Origin of the sequence: Arthrobacter sp. BE255 (genome assembly GCF_031457335.1) — a bacterium.
Lineage (GTDB): Bacteria > Actinomycetota > Actinomycetes > Actinomycetales > Micrococcaceae > Arthrobacter.
Window position 1 is genome coordinate 55,532 of sequence record NZ_JAVDWK010000003.1, and the last position, 18,678, is coordinate 74,209.

General features: G+C 66.6%; 12 protein-coding genes. 8 read left to right on the forward strand and 4 right to left on the reverse strand.

Features of this window, described 5'->3' with window-relative positions; translation table 11 throughout:
• The first annotated feature begins 119 nt into the window (after window positions 1–119).
• Window positions 120–1,400, forward strand: a complete 1,281-nt coding sequence (gene clpX / locus J2X42_RS06615; RefSeq protein WP_131133199.1) for an ATP-dependent Clp protease ATP-binding subunit ClpX — start codon at window positions 120–122, stop codon at window positions 1,398–1,400.
• 48 nt (window positions 1,401–1,448) lie between these two features.
• A complete protein-coding gene (locus J2X42_RS06620) occupies window positions 1,449–2,063 on the forward strand; it encodes a DsbA family protein (protein WP_310163460.1) in 615 nt (204 codons plus the stop codon).
• Window positions 2,064–2,414: 351 nt separating this feature from the next.
• On the opposite strand, the gene valS is transcribed toward J2X42_RS06620, so the two are convergent.
• Entirely contained in the window at window positions 2,415–5,033 is a 2,619-nt protein-coding gene (gene valS, locus J2X42_RS06625; RefSeq protein ID WP_310163462.1) for a valine--tRNA ligase, read from the reverse strand.
• An 82-nt stretch (window positions 5,034–5,115) separates the two neighbouring features.
• On the opposite strand from valS, the gene J2X42_RS06630 reads away from it, so the two are divergent.
• A complete protein-coding gene (locus J2X42_RS06630; protein ID WP_310163464.1) occupies window positions 5,116–5,874 on the forward strand; it encodes an SDR family oxidoreductase in 759 nt (252 codons plus the stop codon).
• Between the two features lie 28 nt (window positions 5,875–5,902).
• On the opposite strand, the gene J2X42_RS06635 is transcribed toward J2X42_RS06630, so the two are convergent.
• Both J2X42_RS06635 and J2X42_RS06640 read right to left on the reverse strand, forming a co-directional pair.
• Complete coding sequence (locus J2X42_RS06635) at window positions 5,903–6,895, reverse strand: endonuclease/exonuclease/phosphatase family protein (RefSeq protein WP_310163466.1); 993 nt, start codon at window positions 6,893–6,895, stop codon at window positions 5,903–5,905.
• 65 nt (window positions 6,896–6,960) lie between these two features.
• Entirely contained in the window at window positions 6,961–8,016 is a 1,056-nt protein-coding gene (locus J2X42_RS06640; protein WP_310163469.1) for an endonuclease/exonuclease/phosphatase family protein, read from the reverse strand.
• A gap of 390 nt (window positions 8,017–8,406) precedes the next feature.
• Between J2X42_RS06640 and ileS the strand changes: the two genes are divergently transcribed.
• Genes ileS through ndk form a run of 4 tightly spaced genes read left to right on the forward strand, consistent with a single transcriptional unit; the run spans window position 8,407 to window position 13,990 of the window.
• Window positions 8,407–11,730 (forward strand): isoleucine--tRNA ligase, encoded by a 3,324-nt coding sequence (gene ileS / locus J2X42_RS06645; RefSeq protein WP_310163473.1) that lies wholly within the window; start codon window positions 8,407–8,409, stop codon window positions 11,728–11,730.
• A 3-nt stretch (window positions 11,731–11,733) separates the two neighbouring features.
• Window positions 11,734–13,092 carry a folylpolyglutamate synthase/dihydrofolate synthase family protein gene (locus J2X42_RS06650; protein ID WP_310163476.1) on the forward strand — a complete coding sequence of 453 codons (1,359 nt, stop codon included), beginning with the start codon at window positions 11,734–11,736 and terminating at the stop codon, window positions 13,090–13,092.
• A 3-nt stretch (window positions 13,093–13,095) separates the two neighbouring features.
• On the forward strand, window positions 13,096–13,533 hold the full coding sequence (locus J2X42_RS06655; RefSeq protein WP_310163478.1) for a DUF4233 domain-containing protein: 438 nt from the start codon (window positions 13,096–13,098) through the stop codon (window positions 13,531–13,533).
• A 37-nt stretch (window positions 13,534–13,570) separates the two neighbouring features.
• The gene (ndk, locus tag J2X42_RS06660; protein ID WP_131133190.1) at window positions 13,571–13,990 is read left to right on the forward strand and encodes a nucleoside-diphosphate kinase; all 420 of its coding nucleotides are present in this window, start codon (window positions 13,571–13,573) and stop codon (window positions 13,988–13,990) included.
• A 116-nt stretch (window positions 13,991–14,106) separates the two neighbouring features.
• Here the strand turns inward: ndk and J2X42_RS06665 are convergent, their stop codons facing one another.
• A complete protein-coding gene (locus J2X42_RS06665) occupies window positions 14,107–14,787 on the reverse strand; it encodes a vitamin K epoxide reductase family protein (protein WP_310163482.1) in 681 nt (226 codons plus the stop codon).
• A gap of 464 nt (window positions 14,788–15,251) precedes the next feature.
• Here J2X42_RS06665 and J2X42_RS06670 point away from each other — a divergent pair, with 464 nt between their 5' ends.
• Window positions 15,252–18,611 (forward strand): Rne/Rng family ribonuclease, encoded by a 3,360-nt coding sequence (locus J2X42_RS06670; RefSeq protein WP_310163484.1) that lies wholly within the window; start codon window positions 15,252–15,254, stop codon window positions 18,609–18,611.
• Window positions 18,612–18,678 lie beyond the last annotated feature (67 nt).

Genomic DNA, 18,678 nt, shown 5'->3' on the forward strand with positions numbered 1-18,678 from the left:
CACCCTTGGGGCCGAATGTGACCTAGAGTGGATGTTGTCACGGCGGGCCCTCCCAGGCCGGTCCAGATTCCAGCAACGGTGCACAGCTGCCTGGCAGCAAGATACTAAGGGGTTCACATATGGCTCGGATTGGCGAGAGCACGGATCTGCTGAAGTGTTCTTTCTGCGGAAAGAGCCAGAAGCAGGTACGGAAGCTTATTGCCGGGCCCGGTGTCTACATCTGCGACGAATGCATTGAGCTCTGCAACGAGATCATTGAAGAAGAGCTCGCGGAAGTCGCCGATCTGGGAAGTTTTGAACTGCCCAAGCCCCGGGAAATCTTCGACTTCCTGCAGGAATACGTCATTGGCCAGGAGCCGGCAAAGCGCTCCCTCGCTGTCGCCGTGTATAACCACTACAAGCGGATCCAGGCAGGGCATGCGCCCAAGAGCGGCAGCCTTGCCGAGGGCGGCCACCATGACGACGTCGAAATCGCCAAGTCCAATATCCTCCTGATCGGCCCCACAGGCTGTGGCAAGACCTACCTCGCCCAGACGCTCGCGCGCCGCCTCAATGTCCCCTTCGCCGTCGCCGACGCCACCGCGCTGACCGAAGCCGGTTACGTGGGCGAAGACGTGGAGAACATCCTCCTCAAGCTCATCCAGGCCGCGGACTACGACGTCAAGAAGGCCGAGCAAGGCATTATCTACATTGACGAGATCGACAAAATCTCCCGGAAGAGCGAGAATCCTTCCATCACGCGGGACGTGTCCGGTGAGGGCGTCCAGCAGGCACTCCTGAAGATCCTCGAAGGAACGGTCGCCTCGGTGCCGCCCCAGGGCGGCCGCAAGCACCCGCACCAGGAATTCATCCAGATCGACACCACCAACGTGCTCTTCATCGTGGCAGGGGCATTCGCCGGACTGGAAGAAATCATCGGTTCCCGCTCCGGCCGCAAGGGCATCGGCTTCGGGGCTCCTCTCAACGACGCCAGCAACAAGGTCGACTCCTACGGCGAAGTGATGCCCGAGGACCTCCTGAAATTCGGTCTGATCCCTGAGTTCATCGGCCGGCTCCCGGTCATCACCACAGTGTCCAGCCTGGACCGTGACGCCCTGATCCAGATCCTTTCCACGCCTAAGAACGCGCTGGTCAAGCAATACCAGAAGATGTTCCAGATCGACGGCGTGGAGCTGGTCTTTGACCAGGACGCCCTCAACGCCATCGCGGAACAGGCCCTCGAAAGGGGCACGGGCGCACGCGGCCTGCGCGCCATCATGGAGGAAGTGCTGCTCCCGGTCATGTTCGACCTCCCCAGCCGGGAGGACATCGCGAGCGTGGTGATCACGGCCGACGTTGTGCTCAGCAAGGCCGAACCGACCATGATTCCCCACGTGACCAAGCGCCGTAAATCCGCCTGACGATACTGGCCTCCCCGAAATACGTTGAACAACCCAGAGGACTTCCGCATGACTGAAACCACCACCAACCAGGCCGACTTCTGGTTCGACCCGCTGTGCCCGTTCGCGTGGATCACTTCACGCTGGATCGGTGAGGTGGAGGCTGTCCGGGACATCAGGACGGTCTGGCACGTGATGAGCCTCGCGGTCCTGAACGAGGGCCGCGACCTGGAGCCGGCCTACCGGGAATCGATGGACAAGGCATGGGGTCCGGTGCGCGTCATCATCGCGGCCCAGGAACAGCATGGCGACCACGTCGTCAAGCCGCTGTACGACGCCATGGGAACCCAGATCCACGACGGCGGGCAGAAGGACTTCGGCATTGTCATCAGCAAGGCCCTGGCCGAATGCGGCCTCCCGGCTGCATTGGCTGCTGCCGCCGCCTCGGATGAGTTTGATCCGCAGCTGCGTGCCAGCCACGAGGAGGGCATTTCGCTGGTGGGCCAGGATGTCGGCACCCCCGTGGTGGCCTTCAACGGGACGGCTTTCTTCGGCCCCGTGCTGACCCGCATCCCGCGGGACCAGCAGGCCGGGCTGCTGTGGGACGCCACCGTGGCGCTGGCTTCCTACCCGCATTTCTTTGAGATCAAGCGGAGCCGGACCGAGCGTCCGCAGTTCGACTGAAGCCCGCGCCCCCAAAGCAGGAAAGGAGCCCCGGGAAAACTACTCTAATGTAGTTCTTCCGGGGCTCTTGCGCATCCCCACGTGCGGGACCAGAATGGTTTTTACCCACTTCGAAAGAAGTGAGACGCAGGAACCAAAGATTCAGTGATATGTATCTGACGCAGCCATCGGCAAAGCCGGATACAAGCTACCAGTGACGAGGTAGGAAGACCTGAAGATCAGCGGATCCTGCCAGACCATCAAAGACGTCACCAGATGGCCGAAAAGTCGAAGCCCCACCAACGGCAAAACGCTGATGGGGCTTCCCCTTTGCCCAAAAACGGGCCCGCCCGGAAGCCGGCCCGGATCCGGTCAGACCTGTGCGGGCTCCTCAGGAGCCGCCAGGACGACGTCGCTCACGGTCAGTTCGCCTTCTCCGGCCACCAGCGTCAGTTCGCGGGCGTTCGATGCAGCCTTGAGGTCCCCGAGCCCCGCCTTCAACTGGGTGGTCAGCGACTCCGACGCCGTGATGGTGGCGGACAGCACCTCGGTGCGCTGCTTGACCTTGGCCTCGGACTTTGCCTTGCGGACGCCGCTCAGGGCAGTGCCCACGGTGGCGAGCAGGGTGGTGTCGCCGTCGACCTCTACGGCAGTGGGCCATTGCGCGCGGTGCACCGACCCGTTGCGCCACCAGCCCCAGACCTCTTCGGTGGCGAAGGGCAGGAACGGGGCAAACAGCCGCAGCAGCGTGTCCAGGCTGGTGGCGAGGGCGGCAAGCACGGAAGCCTGCTCCTGCTCACCGGCCGCACCGTAGGCGCGGTCCTTGATGAGCTCCACGTAGTCGTCGGTGAACTGCCAGAAGAAGCTCTCCGTGATCTGCAGGGCGCGGGCGTAGTCGTAGTTCTCGAACGCCTTGGTGGACTGGCGCACAACATCGGCCAGCTGGGCGAGCAGGGCCCGGTCCAGGGGGTTGGTCAGGACTGAGAGGTCTGCGGAGACCACCGAGTTCTCGGTCGCACCCAGGTTCAGGACAAACTTGGAGGCGTTGAGCAGCTTGATTGCCAGCCGGCGGCCGATCTTCATCTGCGCGATCTCATACGCTGTGTCCGCGCCGAGTTTGGCGGACGTGGCCCAGTAGCGGACGGCATCCGAGCCGAATTCGTCCAGCACGTCGGTGGGAACCACCACGTTGCCCTTGGACTTGGACATCTTCTTCCGGTCCGGGTCCAGGATCCAGCCGGAGATGGCCGCGTGTTTCCACGGGGCGGTGTTCTGCAGCGCGTCTGCCTGGACCACGGAGGAGAAGAGCCACGTACGGATGATGTCGTGGCCCTGGGGGCGCAGGTCGAACGGGTAGACCTTGGCGAAGAGGTCCTCGTCCCGGCTCCAACCGCCCACAATCTGCGGCGTCAGCGAGGACGTCGCCCAGGTGTCGAGGATGTCGGCGTCGCCGGTGAAGCCGCCAGGCACGTCGCGCTGGGCTTCTTCGTAGCCGGGGGCCGCGTCCGCGGCGGGGTCAACCGGCAGCTGCCCGTCCAGCGGCACGATGGGGGCGTCGTAGTTGGGGTTGCCGTCAGTGTCCAGCGGGTACCAGACGGGGATGGGCACGCCGAAGAAGCGCTGGCGGGAGACGAGCCAGTCACCGTTCAGCCCCGAGATCCAGTTCTCGAAGCGGGAGCGCATAAAGGCCGGGTGGAAGTCGATCTCGTGGCCGCGCGCGATCAGGCGGGCACGGCGGTCTTCGTCGCGGCCGCCGTTGCGGTAGTACCACTGCCGGGACGTGACAACCTCGAGCGGCTTGTCACCTTTTTCGTAGAAGTTCACGGGGTGCATGATCTTCTTCGGCTCGCCGTCGATCAGGCCATCGGCGTCGAGGAGCTCCACCACGGCTTCCTTGGCGCTGAACACGGTCTTGCCCGCGATGGCTTCGAAGGCGGCGCGGCCGGCATCGGTGGTGATCCAGTCCGGGATGTCGCCGATGATGCGCCCGTCCCGGCCGACGATGGCACGGGTGGGCAGCTGGAGTTCGCGCCACCAGGTGACGTCGGTGAGGTCGCCGAAGGTGCACACCATGGCGATGCCGGAGCCCTTGTCCGCCTTGGCCAGCGGGTGGGCCTTGACCTCAACCTCGACGCCGAAGACCGGGGACGTGACCTTCTTGCCGAACAGCGGCTGGTACCGCTCGTCGTCGGGGTTTGCCACGAGGGCTGCACAGGCTGCGAGCAGTTCAGGGCGCGTGGTCTCGATGTAGATCTTTTCGCCGTCTTCGGTGAAGAACGGGTACCGGTAGTACGATCCGGCCACTTCGCGGTCTTCCAGTTCGGCCTGGGCCACCGCCGTCCGGAAGGTGACGTCCCACAGGGTGGGGGCTTCGGCCATGTAGGCGTCGCCGGCTGCGAGGTTGGCCAGGAAGGCCCGCTGGGAGACTTCGCGCGAGGCGTCGTCGATGGTCCGGTAGGTCAGCTGCCAGTCCACGGAGAGGCCAAGCTGCTGGAACAGGCTTTCGAAAACCTTCTCGTCCTCCACGGCCAGCTCTTCACACAGCTCGATGAAGTTCCGGCGGGATACGACGTCGAAATCGCGCTGGTTCTTGGCGGGCTGGGCCGGCGGGCGGTAGCCGGCGTTGTAGGGGATGGCCGGGTCGCAGCGGACGCCGTAGAAGTTCTGCACGCGGCGCTCGGTGGGCAGGCCGTTGTCGTCCCAGCCCATGGGGTAGAACACGTTCTTGCCGATCATGCGCTGGTAGCGGGCCAGCACGTCCGTCTGCGTGAAGGAGAACATGTGTCCCACGTGCAGCGAGCCCGACGCGGTGGGAGGGGGAGTGTCGATCGAGTAGACCTGCTCCCGGGTGGTGTCCGGGTTGAACTTGTAGGTCCCTTCGGCAAGCCAGCGCTGCGTGAGGGCAGCTTCGAGCCCCTCGAGGGCGGGCTTGTCCGGAACGTTGATAGGGGCGGTGGAGGGCGTGTCTGTACCCTGAGTGTCTTCAGCCATCTGCCAATTGTTTCATGGCCGCCACTTCATCCGGCGACATCGCTCCGCGCACGGCTCCGGCCGGGCCCGTTAGGGTGGTGCCATGACTGAAGATTCGCGCACCAAGGCAGCAGTAGTAACAGGGGCCAGCACCGGCATCGGGGAAGCAACCGTCCGCGCCCTGACAGCGGAAGGGTGGACGGTTTTCGCCGTGGCGCGCCGCGCCGAACGCCTCGCCGCGCTGGAAGCGGAGACCGGCGCCGTCGGGATCCCCGCTGACATCACCGAGGACGACGACGTTGCCCGGCTCCTCGCGCGCGTCACCGAAGCCGGGGGCGTGGACACACTGGTCAACATCGCCGGCGGGGCGCGCGGCGCGGACCTGGTGGGCGCCGCCAGCACCGAGGACTGGGACTGGATGTACCGGGTCAACGTCCTCGGCACCATGAAGCTCACCCGCGCCTTCCTCCCGATGCTCCGCGCCACCGGCGAAGGCACCGTCCTGAACCTGACGTCCACGGCCGGGCTGGTGGCCTACGAGGGCGGTGCCGGCTACAACGCCGCCAAGTTCGCGCAGCACGCGATGACCGGGGCGCTCCGGCTGGAGGAGGCCGAACACAATGTCCGCGTCATCGAGGTGGCGCCCGGACTGGTCCACACTGAGGAGTTCGCCCTGAACCGGCTCGGTGACCAGGAAGCGGCCAGCAAGGTCTACCAGGGCGTGGAGAAGCCGCTGACCGCGGCCGATGTAGCGGATGTGGTGCGGTATGCAGTCAGCGCGCCGCACCATGTGAACCTGGACCAGATCGTCATCCGGCCCGTGGCGCAGGCCGCCACGCACAAACTGATCCGGAAAAACTGAGCCGCAGGAAGAAGAATGACGTAACCGGTCAGCCGGCCGGGATGGACAACGTGGCGAGCACAGCCGCGTGGTCCGTTCCGGGCACGGCGTGGACCTGGTAGCCGGAGCTGCCGACCTGCTGGCTGGTCACCAGATGGTCGATGGTGATCCCGGGCAGCCGTGGTCCTTCCATGGGCCAGGTGGGCACCAGACGGGAACCGGAGGCCGCCCCCACATCCACCAGTCCCGGTCCGGCGCCCAGGAGCTCCCGGAACTCCGCATGGTCATAGGTGGCGTTGAAATCCCCAATCAGCAGCCGGTTGCCCGGACGTTCTGCGACCCTGGCCACAGCCTTAAGGTCACTGCGCCACTGGTCAACCCTGGCGTCCACCGGCGGCAGTGCGTGGACGTTGGTCACTTCAAGAACGGCCACGGACCCGTTGGTCCCTGCCGTCAGCCGGACGGTGGGGATCCTGAACGGTGTGTCGGGGACGAGGCCCACAGGCTCCAGCGGAAAGCGGGAGTACACCGCGTAGCCCCCGGCGTCGTCCGTGGGGTCGCTGACCCGTATCGGCAGCAATCCGTCCAGGCCCTCCGCAGACAGCCGGTTTTGGAGCGCTTGCGAGTGCTCCTGGATGGTGAGCAACCCGACGCCGTTCTCCCTGACCAGCTCCACGATCCGGGCGGCGTCCGCCTGGCCAAACTCCGAATTGATGTTCATGGCTTTGAACTCAACGGTGGCTGCCGGGCCCGAGGCTGTGGCGGGCCTGGCTACATCAAGGGGAAAGAGCCAGAACACCTGGCACAGCAGCAGCACCGCAGCGGACACCTGCAGCCACCGGTTCCGGGCCAGCAGCGCCAGCGCCAGTGCCGCCGCGGCAGGCAGGGCCAGCCACGGCGTGAAGGAGAGCAGCTGGACGGCCAGGACCGGCCATTGCGCAGGAACGGCCCGGAGCGCCGACAGGGCCAGCACCGGCATGGCTACCAGGAGCGCCAGCCAGCGGCCAGCCGCTGCCAGGTGTTTGTGGCCGGAAGCAGTCATGGCTCTGAGTCTAGGCAACAGTCCGGCACATCGGCGGGGCCATGGCCGTTCCCGGTGTCTTTCCCCTATCCGTCAAGGGAGAGTTCCGCCACGACTGCAGTGTGGTCCGTGCCGTGAACAGTGAATGTAGCGAAGTCCAGGATGCCGATGCCCGGGCTGACCAGCACATGGTCAAGTGCCACAAACGGCGGCACCTGCGAGTTGGCCGGCCAGGTGGGCGCCAGGCCCTTACCCGCAGCCTGGGCGGCGTCGATGAGGCCAGTGGCCAGGAGGTCCCGGAACTCTCGGTGGTCCTGGCTGGCGTTGAAATCGCCCAGCAGGACAGCTAAAGGCGGGCCCGGCAATGCCGGCCTCAGCCCACCCAGCTGGCGCAGCTCCTGCCGCCAGTACGGTGTGTGCCCTGGCCGGGGAGAGTCAATGTGCACGGCCGTCAGGTGAACGCCGCCCGTTACTCCGGGGACGGCCGCCACCGCCCGGCTCTGGTAGAAGATGCTTCCAGGCACGCGTTCCAGGGTGTCCAGCGGGAAGCGGGAGAAAATCCCGCTTCCCGTGCCGGCCCAGTCAACGTCCAGCACCCGGTAGGCAAAGTCAGACGCCACTCCGGCCCCCTCCAGCGCCTCAAGGGTCGGGGGCGTCAGTTCCGGCAGGGCCAGGATGTCGACGCGTCTGGCGCGCACCTCGGCCAGCAACGCCTCCACATCGACGCCGGCGGGTCCCACGTTGAGGGCCATGACCGTCACTGAACCGCCCGGGACGGAACGGCCGGACGACGGCGGCGGCGCAGCCTGCGGGGCCGCCGCTCCTCCCTGGGGCAGGACGCGGGGAAGGACCATGGCAAGCTGCAGCAGCAGCACGCCCGTTACCGCCGCGGCAAGGACCGTCCGCCGGGGCCGGGAATCCAGGCAGAGTGCCAGGACAGCGAGCGCAGCAGCCGCCGCTGTGACCACCACGCTGGCAGGAAACAGGGATAGGAGCTGGATCCACGGAGTGCCAATGTCCCACGGGATCAGCCGGAGCACCGCCAGGCCGGCTCCCGGCAGGCACAAAAGTGCCGCGGCCGCCCAGCACCAGGCCGCGCCCAGGCGCCGCCTGCCCTGCCCATGCGAGCCGCCCTTATGCATACCCCCATTATTGGCGGCAGGCGCGGGACTTCCAACGGACCCGGCCCGGAAAGCGCGCGCGCCGGGGGAATGGCGGTGGGCGGCCCGGCGATAGTAGACTCGAAGTTGGCTACGACCCGGCAATCACCGGTGAGCTTCCGGAAGAACGCACGCTACGCCAGGCACCTGGTGGCCAGTGTCAGTAGAACCGGACGGGTAAGCCCGTCACAGCAGTAATGAGCGGCCGGTGCAACAGCACGATCCTCCCCGGAGCGTGATGGGGTGCCGGTAAGTGAGGTGGTACCGCGGTAAGCGTGCAGTCCCGGACTGCGCAGGAGCCGTCCTCGCATCCTGAACGGAACCGGCCAGCAACGGCTGGACGGTTCACCAGCTCAACCCAGGATGTCGAGAATGACGTATTACCCCAAAGCCTCAGCCTCCCCTTCAGCCGCACCGGGCTCCGGTGTCTCGGCTTCCGTGAAGTTCCCGGAAATCGAAGAACGCATCCTGAAGTACTGGGACCAGGACGGCACCTTCCAGGCCAGCATCGACCAGCGCAGCGCCGACGCCCCCGGCGGGCAGCCCGGCAGCAACGAATTCGTGTTCTACGACGGGCCGCCGTTCGCCAACGGGCTGCCGCACTACGGCCACCTCCTGACCGGTTACGCCAAGGACCTGGTGGGCCGGTACCAGACGCAGCGCGGGCGCCGGGTGGAACGCCGCTTCGGCTGGGACACCCACGGCCTGCCGGCCGAGCTGGAAGCCATGAAGCAGCTGGGCATGACGGACAAAACCCAGATCGAAGCCATGGGCATCGACAAGTTCAACGACGCCTGCCGCGCCTCCGTCATGAAGTACGCGGACGAGTGGCAGAGCTACGTCACCCGCCAGGCCCGCTGGGTGGACTTCGACAACGACTACAAGACCCTCAACGTCGAGTACATGGAGTCGGTCCTGTGGGCGTTCAAGCAGCTGCACGAAAAGGGCCTGACCTACAACGGCTACCGCGTGCTGCCGTACTGCTGGAAAGACGAAACGCCGCTGTCCAACCATGAACTGCGCATGGACGACGACGTCTACAAGAACCGCCAGGACCAGACCGTCACCGTGACGTTCCCCATCACGGCAGGGGAATCCGGGCTGTCACGGCAGCTGGCCGGGGTGCAGGCGCTCGCCTGGACCACCACACCCTGGACGCTGCCCACCAACCTGGCGCTCGCCGTCGGGCCTTCCATCACGTACGCCGTGCTGCCCGCCGGACCCAACGGCATCAAGGGCGCCTCGCCGGACGCGCCTGTCACCGGCAGCTTCCTCCTCGCAGCCGACCTGCTGGCCACCTACGCCAAGGACCTGGGCTACGAGGACGTGGATTCCGCCGAGGCCGCCGTGACATCCACGCACACCGGCGCCGAACTTGAGGGCCTGCAGTACGAGCCGCTGTGGCACGATTTCAGCGACACCGAAAAGTTCGGCACCCAGAACGCCTGGCGCATCCTCGTGGCGGACTATGTCACCACCACCGACGGCACCGGCATCGTCCACCAGGCCCCCGCCTACGGTGAGGACGACCAGAAGGTCTGTGAAGAGGCCGGCATCCCCGTGGTGCTGTCCGTGGACGAGGGTGCCAAGTTCCTGCCCTTGTTCAAGCATGGGGACCTGCACGACATCGCCGGGCTACAGGTCTTCGAAGCGAACAAGCCCATCACCCAGGTGCTCCGCGCCCAGGGCCGCCTGGTCCGCCAGGCCAGCTACGAGCACAGCTACCCGCACTGCTGGCGCTGCCGCAACCCGCTGATCTACCGCGCCGTCTCGTCCTGGTATGTCGAGGTCACCAAGTTCAAGGACCGGATGTCCGAACTGAACCAGGAGATCAACTGGATCCCCGGTAACGTCAAGGACGGCCAGTTCGGCAAGTGGCTGGCCAACGCCCGCGACTGGTCCATCAGCCGCAACCGCTACTGGGGCAGCCCCATCCCCGTGTGGCAGTCCAGCGACCCCGAGTACCCGCGCACCGACGTCTACGGCTCCCTGGCTGAAATCGAGGCCGACTTCGGCCGCCTGCCGCTGAACAAGGACGGCCAGGTTGACCTGCACCGCCCGTTCATCGACGAACTCACCCGACCCAATCCGGACGACCCCCGCACCCCCGAAGAAGGCCAGTCCGTGATGCGCCGCGTCGAGGACGTCCTGGATGTCTGGTTCGACTCCGGCTCCATGCCCTACGGCCAGGTGCACTACCCGTTCCAGAACGAAGCCTGGTTCGACACGCACAACCCGGCGGACTTCATCGTGGAGTACATCGGCCAGACCCGCGGCTGGTTCTACATGCTGCACATCCTCTCCACCGCGCTGTTTGACCGCCCGGCCTTCCGCAACGTCATCAGCCACGGCATCGTGCTGGGCTCGGACGGGCAGAAAATGTCCAAGAGCCTGCGCAACTACCCGGACGTCTCCGAGGTCCTGGACCGCGACGGCTCCGACGCCATGCGCTGGTTCCTGATGTCCAGCCCCATCCTGCGCGGCGGCAACCTGGTGGTCACCGAACAGGGAATCCGCGACGGCGTCCGCCAGGTCATCCTGCCGCTGTGGAACGTGTACAGCTTCTTCACGCTCTACACGAACGCCGCGGACGGCGGCAAGGGCTACGACGCTAAGCTCCGCTACGACGGCTACGCCGACACCCTGGACCAGTACCTGCTGGCCAACACCGGCGACTTGGTCCGCAACATGACCGCCCAGCTGGACAGCTACGACATCTCCGGTGCCTGCGACGAACTGCGCGGCTACCTGGACATGCTCACCAACTGGTACGTCCGCCGCAGCCGCCAGCGCTTCTTCGACGAGAACGCCGACGCCTTCGACGCGCTCTACACGGCGCTGGAGACCGTCTCCCGCGTGGCGGCGTCACTTCTGCCGCTGGTGTCCGAGGAAATCTGGCGCGGCCTGACGGGCGGACGCTCCGTGCACCTGGCCGACTGGCCCGAGGCTGACCTGTTCCCCTCCAACACGGCACTGGTGGAAGCGATGGACCGCGTCCAGCAGATCTGCTCCACCGGTTCCTCGCTGCGCAAGGCAGCCAGCCTGCGCGTCCGCCTGCCGCTGCAGGAACTGACCGTCGTGGCACCCGGCGCGGATGCGCTGGAAGGCTTCGCCGCCGTCGTCGCCGACGAACTGAACATCCGCACTGTCCGCCTGCTCGACGCCGAGAGCGCCTCCCCGGAGGAGTTCGGCATCGAGCAGAAGCTCGTGGTCAACGCACGCGCCGCGGGTCCCCGCCTGGGCAAAAACGTGCAGCAGGCCATTAAGGGCTCCAAGTCCGGCGACTGGTCGGTTTCCGACGCCGGTCTGGTCACCGCCGGCGGCCTGGAGCTGGAACCTCAGGAATACACCCTGGAAACCGTCGTGGCCGAAGCCGCGGAAGGCGCCGGTTCCCGTGCGGCCGCAGTGCTGCCGGGCGGCGGTTTTGTGGTGCTCAACACCGAGGTCACCCCGGAGCTCGAAGCCGAAGGCGCCGCACGCGACATGGTCCGCGCGGTCCAGCAGGCGCGCAAGGACGCCGGGCTGAACGTAAGCGACCGGATCCGGACCATCATCCGGGCTCCGAAGGCTGTATTCGATGCCATCAGGGCCAACGAGGAGCTCCTTACGGCCGAAACCCTGACCGTCGAACTCGATCTCGGGTCCTCCGGCGACGACACTGAGCTGCAAGTAATCGTTGAAAAAGTAGAGGCCTAGGACATGACCGACGAATTTTCCGTGGAAAGCGTCTACGCCGAGCTGCTGGGCCGGGCACCCGAGAACAAAATGGAGCCCCGGCTGGCGCCACTGTTCCGGGCCATGGATGTGCTGGGGGAGCCGAACAAGGCGTTTCCGATCATCCACGTGACCGGCACCAACGGCAAGACCTCCACCGCCCGGATGATCGAGGCGGGCCTGCGCGCGCATGGACTGAGCACCGGGCGGTACACCAGCCCGCACCTGTCCAAGGTCACCGAACGGATCAGCATCGACGGCGCCCCCGTGCCGGACGAGACCTTTGTCCGCATCTGGGATGAGATCCGCCCCTACCTGCAGATCGTCGACGACGAACTCACCGCTGCGGGGGAGCCGCGGCTCACCTACTTCGAGTGCCTCACCATCCTCGGCTTCGCCATCTTCGCCGACCAGCCCGTCAACGTTGCCGTGATCGAGGTGGGCCTGGGCGGCATCACCGACGCCACGAACGTGGGCGACGGGCAGGTCTCCGTGGTCACCCCCATCTCGCTGGACCACACGGACCTGCTGGGGGACACCACGGAGGACATTGCCCGCGAGAAGGCCGGCATCATCAAACCGGGCGGTTTCCTGGTCAGCGCGGCCCAGCCCGTGGACGCCGCCCAGGTCCTGCTGGAAAAGGCACGGGAAGTGTCCGTCCCGTTCCGCTTCGAGGGCGTGGAGTTCGGCGTCGAGTCCCGGACCGTGGCCGTCGGCGGCCAGATCGTCAGCATCCAGGGGCTCGCCGGCCGGTATCCGGAACTGATGGTGCCGCTGCACGGCGCCCACCAGGCCCAGAACGCCGCCGTCGCCGTTGCAGCGCTGGAAGCGTTCTTCGGCGGCGAAAAGGAGCTCGACGCCGAGGTGCTCCAGGAGGCCTTCGCTTCAGTCACCTCGCCCGGGCGGCTTGAGGTGGTCCGTACCGCGCCCACCATCATCGTTGACGCGGCCCACAACCCGGACGGCATCCGGGTCTCAGCCGAAGCCATCCAGGAGGCGTTCAGCTTCAGCAAGCTGGTGCCGGTGGTGGGTGTGCTGAAGGAGAAGGACGCCGAAGAGATCCTGCGCCAGCTCAAGGAGTCCCTCGGCGACCTCGCCGATGAATACTGCTTTACGCAGTCCAACTCCCCGCGTGCCGTGCCCGCCGTCGAGCTCGCCGAACTGGCTGTGGAGCTGGGCTTCGGGGAGGACAACATCCACATCGCGGAGAAGCTGGACGACGCCCTGGAATGGGCGGTGGAGCGCGCCGAATCCAACGAGGACCTCGCCGGCGGGGTCCTGGTGACCGGCTCCATCACGCTGGTGGCCGAAGCCCGGATCCTGCTCGGAAAGACGGGGGTGTAGCCCGTGGCCAAACTGACCAAGGCGCAGCGGGAATGGCGCCCGGGAATGCCCAAAAAACGGCGGTCCACGAAGGTGATGTTCGCCTCCACCGTCCTGCTGCTCGAGGCGTTTGTGGTGTTTTTTGCCACGCTGGCGGTCTTCGGCCTGCGCCGGGGCGAGTTCCCGCCTGCCCTGATCCTGGGGATCGGCATCGCGCTGAGTGTAGTGATGGTCCTCGCCTGCGCAGTGCTGTCCAAGCCGTGGGGCGTGGGGCTGGGCTGGATCCTGCAGATCGTGCTGATCCTGACCGGCCTCGTGGAACCGATGATGTTCCTCGTGGGCGGGCTGTTCGGCCTCGCCTGGTGGTACGGCATCCGCACCGGCATCAGGATCGACTCCGAGGCCGCCCAGCGCGAACGCGAGCAGGCCGAGTGGAACGCCGCGCATCCGGAATCCTCGTAGAATTGTCCCGAAACCCCACCAACGCATTGGAGCAACTGTGAGCATTGAGCGCACCCTAGTTTTGATCAAGCCCGACGGCGTGGCCCGCAACCTCAGTGGCGCCATCCTGAGCCGCATCGAGTCCAAGGGCTACACCCTCGCTGAGCTGAAGAAGGTTGACGCCAGCCGCGAACTCCTGGAACAGCACTACGAAGAGCACGTTGGCAAGCCGTTCTACGAGCCCCTCGTGGAGTTTATGCTCAGCGGCCCGGTTGTCGCGGCGATCTTCGAAGGCCACCGCGTCATCGAAGGCTTCCGCTCCCTCGCCGGCACCACGGACCCCACCACGGCTGCCCCGGGCACCATCCGTGGCGACTTCGGCCGCGACTGGGGCCTGAAGGTCCAGCAGAACCTGGTCCACGGCTCGGACTCCGTGGACTCGGCTGAGCGCGAGATCAAGATCTGGTTCCAGGACTAACCCCACCACTAGGCGCGAACGTACAGTTGAGGCCCTGGTTTCCGCGGAAACCAGGGCCTCAACTGTACGTTCGCGCTGTCTGGTGGGCTGTTTGGTGGGTGGGCTGGGGTTGCCCCTTAGAAGCCTGACGTCCCCGCGAACACCTGGATGAAGGCGAAGAAGATCGTGGCGACGACGGCCACGTAAAGCAGCGCAGTGATGATCCAGCCCGAGTCGCCCAGGACCTTGGCCGCGCCGGCCGGTACGGGGATGACGCCGTGGCTGATGTTCCTGATGGTGGTCCAGACGAAGAGCGGGATCATGGCAGCCCACACAATCATGCAGAAGGGGCACAGGATGTGGATCTCGTACAGGGCCTGGGACCACAGCCACACCACAAAGGCGAACCCCAGCGTTACGCCGGCCTGAAGTCCTGCCCAGTACCAGCGCGAGAACGCAGCGCCGGACAGCAGCCCCATGCCCATGGTGATGATGACCGCGAACGCCACGATGCCGATAAACATGTTGGGAAAGCCGAAGACTGAACTTTGCCACGTCTGCATCACCTGCCCGCAGGAAATCCACGGGTTAACATCGCAGACGGTGGTGTGGTTCGGGTCCTTGAGGACTTCAAGCTTTTCCAGGACCAGGGTTCCGGAGGCGAGCCAGCCGATGATGCCGGTGACAACCATCAGCCAGCCGAGCGGCCGGTCGCGTGTCATGGGGGGAACAGTCCCGTGGGGCTCCGTGGCCGCCGCTGTGCGGGCGGATGCCGGGCTGCCGGTTTCGGCGCCGCTGACGGGCGAGATGCTGGGCATGGTTTCAGGCGTCCTATCATCGGGTGCTCTTTGCCCCGATTGTAACGCCGCAGGCTGAATCCGGCGCCCAGCCGGGACACCAATGCGGGCACGTAGTGATCACGTGCTCTTGCTTCCGCCGCCTTTTAGTCCGCGTGTGAGAGAATGAGTTTGGCTGGAGGCCGACCCACATTCGGACTCCGGTCCGGTGGCTTTGTTCCCAAGACCGCCAATGATGAGCTGGCAGGCTTCGGATTCTCTGATCCGTCTTTCCCGCCATTCCATTGGTCGGCACCTGGTTGTGGCACGTAGAACAACGGGTTTCAGAACGCAGCCGCCGGCTCCCACGGGCTGCCGCACCCCACTGCCGGTGCGAACCTGGGAGTATCCACTTGACTTCTGTCAACGCCTGCGGGTTTTGACAAATATATGCCCCAATGGGTGCCGGATGTGGCGGTACGTCAGGGGCAGGAGTGTTGCCACATATGGAAAATGAACAAGTACTGGCCGTTAACAACGATGAAGCGGCAGCCGAGGCGCCCGACGCGCCCAAGAAGGCCACCAGGACCCGGCGGAAGGCCGCGCCGAAGCCGGAAACTACTGCAGGCGCCGAAGTAACCGCTGCCGACGCCGGCACCCAGGACGCAGCTGATGCGTCTGTTCCTGAGGCGGCAGCACCGGTACGCCGTACCCGCGCCCGCAAGAAGGTCGACGCCGCCGCCGAACCGTTGCCTGCCTTTGCCGCAGACGAAGCGGCCGGTGACGCCGGAGCCAACGACAGCACCGGGCCAACGGAACCTGCTGCCACCGCGAACGCCGCAGCCGGGGCGGAAGCCCCCGCCGACGCGGAACCGGAGACCAAGCCGGTCCGCCGCCGCCGCGTCGCAACCCGCAAGACGTCGGCTCCCGACGTCGCCGCCGCCGTCGAGCCCGATGTGGCACCGGAGACCGCCGCAGCTGTTGAAGCTGCGCCGGCAGCCCCGGCGCCCGAAGCCGCCACGCCGGAAAACCCCGCTGAGGAAGCCCAGGCCCCCGCAGCCGCCGAATCCACAGTCCCGGACGCTGCAGCCGTCACCGAATCCGCGGAAACGGCGGAGCCGGCACCGGCCGACGCCGCACCCGGCAGCCCGTTCGGCTCACTCTTCCTGGAGCCGGGATCGGCAACGTCCGTCCTGTTCCAGGCCCCGGACCTGAGCACCGTAGTCCGCCCCGCACCGGGACCCGCCGCCGCGGCAGAGGAGCCGGAAGAGGACGACGCCGAACTCGGCGACGAGGACGACGCCAACGGCCGCCGCAGGCGCCGCAGCCGTGGCCGCCGCGGGCGCAGCCGCACCGGCGACCGCGAGATTGACGGCGACAGCGAAGGCGCCGACAACGAAACCGACGAGGCTGACGAGGAGTCAGCCGGCCAGGCAGACGAAGGCGTCACCTCACGCCGCCGCCGCCGGCGCCGCCGCGGTGACCAGGACCTGGAACTGACCGGAGGAGGGGACGACGATCCCCCCAACACGGTGACCCGCGTCCGGGCTCCCCGCGCCGTGACTGAAGCGCCGGTGAACAACCGCGTGACGTCCGTCAAGGGCTCCACCAGGCTCGAAGCAAAGAAGCAGCGCCGCCGCGAATCCCGCGACACCGGCCGCCGCCGCACGGTCATCACCGAGGCAGAGTTCCTCGCCCGCCGCGAATCCGTGGACCGCCAGATGATCGTCCGCCAGCGCGACGACAGAATCCAGATCGCCGTCCTGGAGGACGGCGTCCTGGCGGAACACTTTGTCTCCAAGACGCAGCAGGACTCCCTGATCGGCAACGTCTACCTCGGCAAGGTGCAGAATGTCCTGCCGTCCATGGAAGCGGCGTTCGTTGACATCGGACGCGGCCGCAACGCCGTCCTGTACGCAGGCGAGGTTAACTGGGAAGCCGTCAACCTCGAAGGCAAGCAGCGCCGCATCGAGAACGCCCTGAAGTCAGGCGATACCGTCCTGGTCCAGGTCACCAAGGATCCCGTGGGCCACAAGGGCGCACGCCTGACCAGCCAGATCTCCCTTCCCGGCCGGTACCTGGTCTATGTACCCGGCGGCTCCATGACGGGCATCTCCCGGAAACTGCCCGACGTCGAACGCAACCGCCTCAAGCGCATCCTCAAGGACCGCCTGCCCGAGCACGCCGGCGTCATCGTCCGCACGGCTGCCGAAGGCGCCTCGGAAGAGGAGCTCACCCACGACATCAACCGGCTGCGGGCCCAGTGGGAGGGCATTGAAAGCCAGTCCACGTCCACCAAGATCCTCGCCCCGGAACTGCTGTACGGCGAACCGGACCTCACCATCAAGGTGGTCCGCGACGTCTTCAACGAGGACTTCTCCAAACTGATCGTTTCCGGTGAAGAGGCCTGGGACACCATCGAGGCCTACGTCACGTACGTTGCCCCGGACCTGGTGGGCCGCCTGGAAAAGTGGACCAAGGACCAGGACATCTTCGCCTCCTGGCGGATCGACGAGCAGATCCACAAGGCGCTCGAACGCAAGGTGTTCCTGCCCTCCGGCGGTTCATTGGTGATCGACCGCACCGAAGCCATGACCGTGGTGGACGTCAACACCGGCAAGTTCACCGGCAGCGGCGGCAACCTCGAGGAAACCGTCACCAAGAACAACCTCGAGGCGGCCGAAGAAGTCGTCCGGCAGCTCCGGCTCCGCGACATCGGCGGTATCATCGTCATCGACTTCATCGACATGGTCCTGGAATCGAACCGGGACCTTGTCCTGCGCCGCATGGTCGAATGCCTGGGCCGCGACCGGACCAAGCACCAGGTGGCCGAAGTGACTTCGCTGGGTCTGGTGCAGATGACGCGCAAGCGCATGGGCACCGGGCTCCTCGAAGTCTTCGGTGAGCAGTGCGAAACCTGCGCCGGCCGCGGAGTGGTCACCCACGACGATCCCGTGGAGCACCGCCGCGCCAACACTGTCGCAGCAGAGCACCACGTACAGCGTGCGGACAGCCACCGGACCGAAACCCCGCGCCCTGACCAGCGCCCGGACAGCCAGCGGGCTGACAGCCAGCCCGGCGGCCGCAACGACCGCAAGCGTCGCCGTGGACGGGGAGGCGCCCCGCTGGAGACCGCACCGTCCGCACCGGTGCAGATCCACACCGTCCACCCGGACCCGAGCGACGCCGAACGGCACGCCAAGGCCGAGGCCACCAGGGCGGCCCTCGCCAACATCGCCGCAGCAGCGCACGCAGCACACCTGCACGACGACGAGGTAGCCCACGCCGCTTCAGCAGGAGCCCAGGCCCCCGCCGCGCCCGCAGCACGGACAACGCCCGAGCAGGCACCCGCAGCCCCGGCCGCCGCGCAGCACGACGCTGACGCCTCCGGACGTCCTGCTGCCGTGCTCACGTTCGGCGGCGAGCAGGTGGCACTGCCGTTCGTGGAGCACGCGGCCGACCAGCCGCAGCAGCCTGCCCTGACCCTCGACCGGCTGGCGGAAGCATTTGCGCACCTCGGCGAACCCGCCGTCACCGCGCCGGAGCCCTCGCAGGCAGCGCCGCAGTCCGCCGCACCGGCCATTTCGGTTCCCCAGGCCGCTGTGGCTGCAGAGGAGAAGGACTACTCCGACCACACCGCGGAGCAGTCCCGGACCCGCAGGCCGCGCCGCAACCGCAGCGCCAGCCGGGCCCAGGGCGCGGCCAACGCCACCTCGGTGGAGCACCACGAGGCAACGCAGTCTGCGGCCGGAACCCACTCCCACGCCGCCAAGGCACCAGAGCCCGCCAAAACCGGCACGGCCGCGAAAACGCCCGCCGAAGCGCCCATCATCCTCGGCGTAGGAGTTCCGGCCTCCGAGCTCTGACCCTCCGCAAGGAAATCCGCCAGGATGCCCGGGCCCGCCCTTCACAGGGCGTGTCCGGGCATTCCGG